This is a genomic window from Pedobacter sp. ok626 (assembly GCF_900100435.1).
Classification (GTDB): domain Bacteria; phylum Bacteroidota; class Bacteroidia; order Sphingobacteriales; family Sphingobacteriaceae; genus Pedobacter.
Genome location: NZ_FNEX01000020.1, coordinates 1 through 11,745, shown reverse-complemented (window position 1 = coordinate 11,745; position 11,745 = coordinate 1). Strand labels below are relative to the sequence as shown.

Genomic DNA, 11,745 nt, shown 5'->3' with positions numbered 1-11,745 from the left:
ATTTCAATTAATAATTGCTTGGTACGGAATTAAAATTTAATTTTACCAGAATGGATATCTTATCATACCTGACAACGCTTATAAAAACCCACAAAGAAGTGGGAATTCCCGGATTGGGAACCATTTATAAAAGGAAATCTCCTGGGAGGTATGATATTGATACGCACTCGTTTTTGCCACCAAGCTATTCGTTGAGCTTTACTTCTGATTTAAAGGAGCAAACTCTCCTCACTAATTTGATCAGTAAGCAAAAGAATATATCCGTAGATGCTGCAACATATTTTGTCGAACAATTTGCTCAGAATATACTTGATGAGCTTTCTGGTCATCAGGAGTCTGATTTTGGTGATTTGGGTACCTTTTCAACTACAACAGGTAGTTTAACTTTTATCCCTAAACAGGAAAGCAATCTGGGCTTTGATTTTTACGGATTGCCGACCTTAAAGGCCGAGCTGAATACAGAGAAAGAAGACGCGCCTTTGCAAACAGCAGAATTACCAATAGAGGAAGAACAACAGCACGTACCTGAAGCGCAATTGGATCTGGAAAATAACAATGCTGATCTAAGTGATGGAAGTATTGATGAAGAAGAACCCTTAGCTTCACCTCCTACTGATGATGTATTGATTTCTCATTTAGACAGTACAGAATTACCTGAACAGGAGGAAGAAATTGTGCAGGAGCAAGAAATTGTGGCGGAACAAGACGAGCAACCTGTGTATGAGGAAATAGCTGAAGTTGTTGCCATACCTGAGCCTGTAACTAAGCCTGAAGTGCCAGAAGAAAAGCCAGCAATGATTATAGAAACTCCTGAAACTTTACATGAAGCTGAAATTAAGGAACCTGTTGCTGTTATTGAAACCGTTGAACCAAAAGGAGCTGGCCATTTTGAATTAGATTATACTGATCCTGAAAAATTGGGGATGCCAGCCTATCTGAAAGTAATCATTGCCCTGGTTAGCATTATCGTACTTGCTGGAGTTATTTATTTGGCAAAGCCTGAGTTGTTTGATAGCATTCTTAAGGCGCCTTCGGCCCTACCTGTTGTACAAACGGATACAATACCAACTATTAACAATAACGCACAACTAAAAATAGATTCTCTTGCAAAAGTTGATAGTGCTAGAAAAAGCAATGAAAAAGCTATTCTCGCTGTAGACACTGTTAAAAAAGATACAGTAGCGACAGCAGTTGCAACTCCACCATCTGTAGAAAAACCAACAATCATTTCTTATGAAATTATTGCTGCATCTCTATTAAATCAGAAAGAAGCAGACAACTTCCTTGCTCAGATGAAAAAGAAAGGCATTCCAGCTAAAGTTGCTGATATGCCAGGTAGAAGAGTAAAAATCAGTATAGGTTCATTTACTGATGAAGCGACTGCAAAAAAACAACTTGAAATCCTGAAAGAAACAACAAAACTTCCAGGAATTTACATTTACCCGGTTAGACACACAAACAATCCTAAATAATTATGATCGCATTAATTCAAAGTGCCACTGATACTATTCAACAACTTACCGATACCGCGAACGCCTTAAATCAGGCTGTTACAGCTCCTACTCCAGAACTACATTTTATAGATCTATTGTTAAAAGGAGGCTGGGTTATGCTTCCCCTCGCCTTTTTAGCATTTGCAGGTCTTGTTATTTTCGTTGAAAGATACATTACTATCAGAAAAGCATCTAAAACAGAATCAAATCTGATGCTTCAGATTAAGCAATATATACACGATGGCAGATTAGATAACGCCATTGCCTTGTGTAAAAACAACAATTCTCCTTTGGCCAGAATGTTGGAAAAAGGATTAAAACGTATCGGAAGACCTATTAAAGATATCGAGGCTGCTATTGAAAACAATGGTAAACTAGAAGTATCTAAACTGGAGAAAAATATTGGTATTCTTGGTATTATTGCCGGTATTGCGCCGATGCTTGGTTTCGTAGGAACAATTATTGGAGTAATTACCATTTTCCACGATGTTTCCATTAAAGGAGCAATCGAAATCGGAACGATCTCAGGTGGTCTTTATACTAAAATGATTACTTCAGCAACTGGCTTGATCATTGGTATTATCGCCTATGTATTATACCATATTTTAAATATGATGGTTGAACGCATCATCTTAAGAATGGAAACTGATGCAATTGAATTTATTGATTTATTAGAGGAGCCAGGTAAATAATGAATCTACGCAAAAGAAATAAAGGGACTGTAGAAGTTCATACCTCTGCCCTGAACGATATCATGTTCTTTCTGCTGCTGTTTTTCCTATTGGCTTCAGCCGTAGTAAATCCGCAAGTAGTAAAGCTATTGTTACCTCGTTCTGAATCCGGACAGCAATCTTCGGCGCAAAAAACCGTTACTGTATCTATAGATGAGAAGCTAAATTATTTTGTTGACAAACAAAAGGTTTCGTTGGATCAAATGCAACCGATGATAGAGACGCTTCAAAAAGCCTCACCGGATCTGACTATTGTACTTTATGTGGCCAGAGGTGTTTCTATAGAGAATACCATGCAGGTATTTGATGTGGCAAACAAATTGAAACTGAAAGTTGTACTAGCTGTAGAACCTAAGAAATAATGACCTATCCTAAAGAAGAAAATAATTATCCTAAAGCACTGGCGATATCAACCGGCATCATGGCCGTTCTGCTTGCATTAAGCTTTTTTATCGCTATTGGTACCTTTAAGCCCGAAGTTGAGGCCGGTATGGGCGGTATGGTAGTCAATTACGGAACTTCTGTAGAGGGTATGGGGACGGATTACACAAGTATTGAGGAGCCATCGGCCGATCCGAATGCGAATAAACAAGCACCAGACAAAGTGGTGCCGGACGAACCCACTCCTCAAAAATCTACTGCACAAACCAGTGATAAGGAAATTGTAACTCAAAGCACTGAAGATGCTGTAAGTATAAAGACAAAAGCAACCAAAAGCACATCCACTCCTGTTGCTACTACAACAGAAAGTAAACCTGCCAAGCCTACCATCAACCAAAATGCGCTCTATAAAGGGAAAGCCAATAAAGGTACTGGCGGTGGTGATGGAACAGGCGCTACACCGGGTAATCAGGGAAGTGTTAATGGTGACCCACTTGCCAACAATTATGGTGAGGGTGGTTCTGGTTTTGGAGAAACACCAATCGCTCTAAGGAAATTTACCAACCTCGTAACTCCGCAAGATGATGGACAAAAAACAGGAAAAATTGCAGTAAGGATAAGTATCAATAAGAGTGGAATCGTAATCGCTGCCACTCCTGGAGTTAAAGGAACGACCCTAAATGACAGAGAATTATGGCAAAAATGTAAAGATGCGGTAATGGGCGCACGCTTAACACAGTCAGAATCTGCTCCTGATGTTCAAATTGGTGTAGTTGTTTTCAACTTTAAAGTGAAATAATTCGTTCGCTTTGGTAATTTTGCCACCTCAGGCTTTACAAATGAATTATAAGCAAACACTAGACTATTTATACAGCAAGCTGCCAATGTTTACACGCGTTGGCGCTGTTGCTTTTAGAAAAGATCTGCACAATACAGTAGCCATGTGCGAAAATCTGGGCAATCCACAAACCAAGTTCAAAACCATCCATGTTGGTGGTACAAATGGTAAAGGATCCACATCTCATATGCTGGCTGCTATCTTTCAACAGGCGGGTTATAAAACCGGCTTGTATACCTCTCCTCACCTTAAAGACTTCAGGGAGCGCATCAGAATCAATGGAGAAATGATTCCCGAGAGCTTTGTTACTGATTTTGTAAATCAACAACAGTCAATTATGGAGGAAATCAGTCCTTCCTTTTTTGAGGTTACGGTAGCTATGGCCTTTTCCTTTTTTGCTACAGAGAAAGTAGACATCGCTATTATAGAAGTGGGATTAGGTGGTCGCTTAGACTCCACAAACATCATTACTCCCGAATTATCAGTCATTACCAATATCAGTCTTGATCATACCAATATATTGGGCAATACATTGCCTGAAATTGCACTGGAAAAAGCAGGAATCATTAAGGCTGGCGTACCCGTAGTTATTGGAGAAAAACAAGCAGAAATAGATCAGGTATTTATTACAAAAGCTATAGAAACTGGCAGTGCAATTGTTTTTGCAGACCAGGAACTCCACCTAGCAAATACAAGCAGAGAAAAGGAATACCTCAATACTACAGTTTACAAGGATACAGTTCCTCTTTATAAGAACATTGAACTTGACCTTAATGGCCTCTACCAATTAAAAAATGTGCTTACGGTATTACAGGCCATCACCATTTTAAAAGAAAAAGGTTATAAAATTGCAGATGATCATGTCTACCATGCGCTAAAACATGTTAAAGATTTAACAGGGCTTCAAGGCAGATGGCAGAGATTAAGTGATCATCCGCTTGTTATTTGCGATACTGGACATAATAAAGCTGGCATTACAGAAGTGATGCAAAACATCAATACAACGGATCATGAGCAGTTGCATATGGTAATTGGAATGGTGAAGGATAAAGACATAAGTGGTGTGTTAGCCCTACTACCAGTAAATGCTATTTATTATTTCTGTCAACCACAGCTAGAAAGAGCATTACCCGCTGCTGATTTAGCTGCTGAAGCTAAAAAGTATGGGCTAAATGGTCGGGTCTTTGACACCATTAACCTGGCAGTGGAGGCCGCAAAAAAAAATGCAGCAACCAACGACCTCATTTTCATAGGCGGAAGTACATTTGTAGTCGCAGAAGTGCTATAGAATCTTTACATAACGTTAAAGAATACTTATCATCAAGTATTTATATTTATAGGCTAATCACGTAAAGATTTCACATCTTTAAATGAAACCTTAAAGCGTTGCATAAGCACGCTAACCAATAAATAACACACAATGAAAAAAACTTATTTATTATTTACCGCATTTGTGCTGATCAGTCAATTATCAACAGCACAAAAAAAAGTGGTAAAAAGCGGATCGAAAGAAACCGCCGTTGATGTCAACAGACCCAAAATAGTAGTGGGGCTGATTGTAGACCAAATGAGATGGGATTATTTGTATAGGTACTACAGCAGATATTCTAGTGGTGGTTTTAAGAGATTAATTAACGAAGGATTCTCTGCCGAAAACACTTTAATCCCCTATACCCCTACCATTACGGCTTGCGGACACTCCAGTATTTACACCGGATCCACTCCGGCAATCAATGGAATTGTAGGTAATGACTGGTATGACCGTAAATTAAAAAGGGATATGTATTGTGCGGAAGACACCACCGTAACTACTGTTGGAAGCACTTCAAGGGCAGGCGTAATGTCGCCCAAAAATATGTTGACCACTACCATCACCGATGAACTTCGTTTAGCGACCAATTTCAAAAGTAAAGTAATAGGAATTTCGCTTAAAGATCGCGGTTCGATACTGCCAGCTGGACATGCTGCTAATGCAGCTTACTGGTTTGACTCTCAAAGTGGCAACTGGATTACAAGTACTTATTACATGAAACAGCTGCCAACCTGGATTCAGGATTACAACAAACAAAAACCAGCAGATCAGTTTTTTGCAAAAAACTGGAACACGCTTTATCCTATTGAAAGCTATACACAGAGTACTGCTGATAATAAAATATATGAAAGGAAAACAAGAGGCGAAGAAACACCTACTTTCCCTCACCCATTAAAGCTTTACATAGGCAAAAACTACGAAATCATTAAAAGTACGCCTTATGGAAATACGATGACACTTGATTTGGCTAAATTGGCTATCGCGTCAGAGCAAATGGGGCAAAACAATACAACAGACTTCTTAGCAGTAAGCTGTTCAGCCACAGATTATGTAGGTCACCAATATGGTCCTAACTCTATAGAGGCCGAAGATACCTACTTGAGACTCGATAAGGATCTGGAAGATTTCTTTAATTATCTGGATAGCAAATTTGGTAAAGGAAATTACTTGTTCTTCCTTTCTGCAGATCATGGAGCAGCACATGTTGCTGGTTTTATGACTGAAAATAAGTTACCCGGAGGAACATTTAGTGAAGGTCCTGTTCTAAAAAAGATAAATGCCGAGATAGCCGAAAACTTTAAAGTAAAAAATGCAATCGAATCCTCTGCAAACGGTCAGCTTTACTTTAACCTTGAAGCGATAAAGTCTACAAAAGCAGACTTTGATGCCATAAAATCATTAGCGATAGATATACTGAGAACTCAAGATGAGGTTTTTGATGCTGTTGACTTGAGTAAACTTGCTGTAACCACCTTACCTGAACAGCTAAAAAAATCACTCACTTATGGTTACAATTATGGCAGAAGTGGCGACGTCTACTACGTGTTAAAATCAAACTATTTTAGCGGTAGTGGCACAGGTACGACACATGGTGCTTGGGCTCCGTATGACGCACACATTCCTTGTGTGTTTATGGGATGGAATGTAAAGCCAGGAAAAACCAATAAACAACACTACATGACGGACATTGCAGCGACTTTAGCTGCTATGTTACACATACAAATGCCTAGTGGCTGCATTGGCGAACCAATAACGGAGCTTACCAACCCATAAAAAGGGCTATTCTACTAGCATTAAAAGGCTGTTCTGGAACAAAAACCAGAACAGCCTTTTTGTTTACCGACTTCATGTATTTGATAGGCCTATTTCTATCGCCCTCCGGCCAGTTTTTGTTACCTTTGCCTACCAATTATAAAACCTATTATGGAGCAAGTTGAAATCTATAAACCCAAACATAAAATCCGTTTTGTTACCGCTGCCGCACTTTTTGATGGGCACGACGCTACAATTAACATCATGCGCCGTATCCTACAATCTTCAGGTGCCGAAGTTATACACTTAGGCCACAACCGCTCTGTGGATGAAGTTGTGAATTGCGCAATACAAGAGGATGTTCAGGGTATTGCCATGACGTCTTATCAAGGTGGTCATATAGAGTATTTCAAATATATGTACGACCTGCTGCGAGAACGTGGTGCCACCCATATTAAAATATTCGGCGGCGGAGGTGGTGTAATATTACCTTCAGAAATAGAAGAACTTCAGGCCTATGGCATAACAAAAATATTCTCTCCTGATGATGGTCGTAAAATGGGACTCCAGGGCATGATCAATAGCATGCTGGAGCAAACTGATTACATCACTACAAAATCGTTAAACGGAGAACTTAAATCTATCCCTCAGAAAGACGTTAAAAGTATTGCTGCTGCTATTACAGTGGCCGAAAATGATCCAGAGGCCGCACTAAAATTCGTAAATGAATTAAAAAAGCTAACCTTAAGTAACCAGGCACCCGTATTGGGTATTACAGGAACCGGTGGTTCAGGAAAATCATCCCTTGTGGATGAACTGGTAAGAAGATTCTTGGTAGAAGTGAAAGATAAAACGTTGGCAATTATATCTGTCGACCCTTCTAAACGTAAAACAGGCGGTGCATTATTGGGCGATAGAATTCGTATGAACGCCATCAATAACCCACGCGTATATATGCGCTCGCTCGCCACAAGACAAGCCAACCTTGCCTTATCTAAAAATGTACAGGAAAGTATTGACATCTGCAAAGCTGCCGGGTATGACCTTATCATTGTTGAAACCTCAGGAATTGGTCAATCTGACACCGAGATCACCGAACATTGTGATGTATCCTTATATGTAATGACACCAGAGTTTGGTGCGGCTTCACAGCTTGAAAAAATCGATATGCTTGATTTTGCTGATTTGGTAGCAATAAATAAGTTCGACAAAAGAGGTGCTCTTGATGCGTTAAGAGATGTACGTAAACAGTATAAGCGCAATCACAACCTCTTTGATGCCAAAGATGAAACCATCCCCGTATATGGCACTATGGCCTCTCAATTCAATGATCCAGGCATGAATAATCTGTTTACATCTTTGATGGATAAAATTAAAGAGAAAACAGGCGTTAAATTTGATGCCCAGATGGAACTGACAGCTGAGCAGTCCGAAAAGATATACATCATTCCGCCAGACAGGATCAGGTACTTGGCAGAAATTACTGAAGCTAGTCAAACCTATAATGAATGGGTAGAAAAGCAAAGTTCCATTGCCCGAAAATTATATCAATTACAAGGGGTAATCAAATTATCACAGGAAGAACGGACCACAAAAGATGTTCCTGCAAGTGAAAACCTTACAGAAACACTTCAAGATATATATAAACACCTGGAGGAGCAATTAGATGGAGAATGCAAGCGCCTACTCCGTCAATGGCCTGAAACGAAACTAAAATACAAGCAAGAGTATTTCGTTTACAAGGTAAGAGATAAGGAAATCAAACAGCCATTATTCTATGAATCCTTATCTAAACTGCAAATCCCAAAGGTATCATTACCTAGATACGAAGACTGGGGAGATATCCTTCGCTGGCTCTTAACAGAAAATGTACCGGGAGAATTTCCTTATGCTGCTGGTGTATTTCCATTAAAGCGTGAAGGAGAGGATCCAACACGTATGTTTGCCGGAGAGGGCGGTCCTGAAAGAACCAATAAAAGGTTCCATTATGTTTCCTTAGGTCAGCCTGCGCATCGTTTATCTACAGCCTTCGACTCCGTTACCCTATACGGTGAAGATCCACATATCAGACCAGATATCTATGGTAAAATTGGTAACTCAGGCGTAAGTATAGCAACTATTGATGATGCTAAAAAACTGTACTCCGGTTTCGATCTGTGTGCACCATCAACATCCGTATCCATGACTATCAATGGCCCTGCTCCTATGCTACTCGGCTTTTTCATGAATGCTGCAATTGATCAGCAATGCGAAAAATACATCGTAACACATGGACTGGAAAAAGAAACTGATGAAAAGATAAAGCAGATTTACAAAGCCAAAGGACTAGAAAGGCCAACTTATAGTGGCTCACTTCCTGAAGGAAATAATGGACTTGGCTTAATGCTTTTAGGTGTTACCGGTGATCAGGTTTTACCTGCCGACGTTTACGCCAAAATACGTGCGCATGCCATCAGTACTGTGCGTGGCACCGTTCAAGCTGATATTCTAAAAGAAGATCAGGCCCAAAACACCTGTATCTTTTCTACAGAGTTTGCCTTAAGGATGATGGGCGATATCCAAAGCTATTTCATTAGCGAAAAGGTACGTAATTTCTATTCTGTATCCATTTCGGGGTATCACATTGCAGAAGCAGGTGCAAACCCAATCTCACAGCTGGCCTTTACACTAAGTAACGGTTTTACATTTGTTGAGTACTATTTAAGCAGAGGGATGAATATTGACGATTTCGCGCCCAACCTATCGTTCTTCTTCTCTAACGGCATTGATCCCGAGTATTCTGTTATTGGTCGCGTAGCGCGCCGCATTTGGGCTAAAGCCATTAAAAACAAGTATAAAGGAAACGACAGATCGCAAAAGCTAAAATATCACATTCAAACATCCGGTCGCTCACTTCACGCTCAAGAAATAGACTTTAACGATATTCGTACCACATTGCAGGCTTTGTATGCCATATATGACAATTGCAATTCCCTACATACCAATGCCTATGATGAGGCCATTACCACCCCTACCGAAGAATCAGTTCGCAGGGCCATGGCTATTCAGCTGATTATTAACCGTGAACTCGGTCTTGCTAAAAATGAAAATCCTTTACAGGGAGCTTTTATAATTGAAGATCTTACTGATCTGGTAGAAGATGCCGTATTGCAAGAATTTAAGCGTATCAACGATAGAGGAGGGGTATTAGGTGCTATGGAAACCATGTATCAACGAGGCAAAATCCAGGAGGAGAGTTTATACTATGAAACTTTAAAGCACACCGGAGAATATCCCATTGTTGGAGTTAATACTTTCCTAAATAAGAATGGTTCGCCTACGATTGTCCCTGGAGAAGTTATTCGTGCTACGGAAGAAGAAAAACAATACCAAATCACTGCACTTAAATCCTTTCAGGAGAGAAATTCAGACAAAGCTGAAGCCGCATTAAAGAACCTGCAAAAATCTGCAATAGCAGGAGATAATATATTCGAACAACTGGTGGAAGTTTGTAAAATATGTAGTTTGGGTCAAATATCCAATGCACTTTATGAAGTTGGCGGCCAGTACCGCAGAAATATGTAATTGGTACAAGTGCTTTAAAACAAGAAAGCCTGAATAAATATTTATTCAGGCTTTCTTGTTTATTGATGTCTTCTAATTAAGCATGTATCCAGCTAAACTTATAATCCATTGTTGGAGCTTTCATACGATCGGCAACACGTAATAGCCTCGAAGGAAGAGCCATGATATAATCACGGGCTTTTTCTCCAGCCTCATTTAAGTCGCGCATGCTATCTAATTTCCACTCTTCAATTAGTTGTTGCATAATCTCTACATAATCTACAGCGGTATAAACACCTAAGCGTTGTGCTGCATCTGTAAAGTGTCCAAAAGTTTGTCCAATTTTCAAGCCCATCTCACGAAGGAAATGTGCAGGCATTACGATCTTCTGGCGCATCATATCCTCAAAAGCGATCATTGCTTCGCTAGGGTCCACTTCAAATATCTTACTCATAAAATCTTTATAAGCTTTTGCATGACGAGCCTCATCAGAGGCAATTACACCACACATTTTAGATAACAATGTATCACCATCCCTTTTCGCTAACGAAGCTACCCTTCTGTGTGAAATATTGGTTGCCATTTCCTGGAAACTAGTATAAATAAAGTTTCTATAGGGATCATGACCAGTGCCAATATCAAAACCATCAGCAATCAGATACTGTGTAGAAATTTCCATCTGCCGCATATCAACACGACCCGAAAGGTAAAGATACTTATTTAGCAAATCACCGTGCCTATTCTCTTCTGCAGTCCAATGACGATTCCATCTCATCCAACCACCATCTTCTTTACGACTTACACCCTCTACCATGGCCAACCATGATTCATAAGTAGGTAAAGCTTCTTCTGTAATGGTATCACCAATCAAAACCGCTACTAAGTCATAAGAAAGGTCATTTGCTTTCTCACGTAATGCTTTTATATCCTGGAAAAACGTATCGCTTGTAGAATCAGGCAAAAAATCAGATGGCTGCCAATTTGTATCAATCGGTTTTAAGTAGGTATGCATCATATCAAGCATATACTTCTCAATGTGCACCATTACTTCCCCTCTTTTCTCTGCGAAAAAATTCATTAGTTTATGTTTTAATTTTGTATCAAAGATAACCAAAAAATAGACAAAATAAGTGACCCCCGTCACATATTCGCAATTTAGTTCTATATAATTAGCACAAATAAGATAATATTTGGCTTTGTTTACAAAACACGGTTAGGCAATTCAAAAATCTCAAATAGCAACGTTATCCGATGCCTAAAATTCTGGTAAATAGGAGTTGATAAAGAATGTTATTCTCAATAAAAAACCTCACAAACGAAATTCCTATAACAAGAAAAGCCGATAGTCATTATGACTACCGGCTTTCTTTTAAGATTTGGCACCGACCTACTCTCCCACGTGTTACCGCAGTACCATCGGCTCTGGTGGGCTTAACTTCTCTGTTCGGAATGGGAAGAGGTGGACACCACCGATATAGGCACCTAAATATTTTTAAATATCTAGTATATATCGTTTCGCTTTTATTGCCTGATTAATATCGCTATTAACCCTGCTCGATTTGTTACTAAACAAATGACATATTATTGAAAGAAGTTAGTTAGGAAGAACAAACAACAGTTTATTGCTCTTGAAAGCTTCGGATGATTAGTATTACTCGACTTTGATCTCACAACCTTTACATCTGTAACCTATCA

General features: G+C 39.5%; 8 protein-coding genes and 1 rRNA gene. 7 read left to right on the top strand and 2 right to left on the bottom strand.

From position 1 onward, the window contains the following. The first annotated feature begins 50 nt into the window (after positions 1–50). The 7 genes from BLS35_RS23145 (at position 51) to BLS35_RS23115 (ending at position 10,071) form a co-directional block, all read left to right on the top strand. Positions 51–1,472 (top strand): HU domain-containing protein, encoded by a 1,422-nt coding sequence (locus BLS35_RS23145; protein ID WP_090785824.1) that lies wholly within the window; start codon positions 51–53, stop codon positions 1,470–1,472. 2 nt (positions 1,473–1,474) lie between these two features. After that, a complete protein-coding gene (locus BLS35_RS23140) occupies positions 1,475–2,185 on the top strand; it encodes a MotA/TolQ/ExbB proton channel family protein (protein WP_090785822.1) in 711 nt (236 codons plus the stop codon). Next, positions 2,185–2,586: an ExbD/TolR family protein gene (locus tag BLS35_RS23135; RefSeq protein ID WP_090785820.1), complete on the top strand. Its 402-nt coding sequence runs from the start codon at positions 2,185–2,187 to the stop codon at positions 2,584–2,586. Before BLS35_RS23140 ends, BLS35_RS23135 begins: the two co-directional genes overlap by 1 nt. Next, complete coding sequence (locus tag BLS35_RS23130; protein ID WP_090785818.1) at positions 2,586–3,404, top strand: energy transducer TonB; 819 nt, start codon at positions 2,586–2,588, stop codon at positions 3,402–3,404. Before BLS35_RS23135 ends, BLS35_RS23130 begins: the two co-directional genes overlap by 1 nt. A 40-nt stretch (positions 3,405–3,444) precedes the next feature. After that, positions 3,445–4,731, top strand: coding sequence for a bifunctional folylpolyglutamate synthase/dihydrofolate synthase (locus tag BLS35_RS23125; RefSeq protein ID WP_090785817.1), 1,287 nt, complete (start codon positions 3,445–3,447; stop codon positions 4,729–4,731). A gap of 132 nt (positions 4,732–4,863) precedes the next feature. Continuing rightward, entirely contained in the window at positions 4,864–6,528 is a 1,665-nt protein-coding gene (gene pafA / locus BLS35_RS23120; protein WP_090785815.1) for an alkaline phosphatase PafA, read from the top strand. Between the two features lie 150 nt (positions 6,529–6,678). Continuing rightward, positions 6,679–10,071, top strand: a complete 3,393-nt coding sequence (locus BLS35_RS23115; RefSeq protein ID WP_090785813.1) for a methylmalonyl-CoA mutase family protein — start codon at positions 6,679–6,681, stop codon at positions 10,069–10,071. Positions 10,072–10,147: 76 nt separating this feature from the next. Here the strand turns inward: BLS35_RS23115 and BLS35_RS23110 are convergent, their stop codons facing one another. Further along, the gene (locus BLS35_RS23110) at positions 10,148–11,128 is read right to left on the bottom strand and encodes an acyl-ACP desaturase (protein WP_090785811.1); all 981 of its coding nucleotides are present in this window, start codon (positions 11,126–11,128) and stop codon (positions 10,148–10,150) included. A gap of 296 nt (positions 11,129–11,424) precedes the next feature. Continuing rightward, positions 11,425–11,536, bottom strand: a 5S ribosomal RNA gene (gene rrf / locus BLS35_RS23105). Between the last annotated feature and the right edge of the window lie 209 nt (positions 11,537–11,745).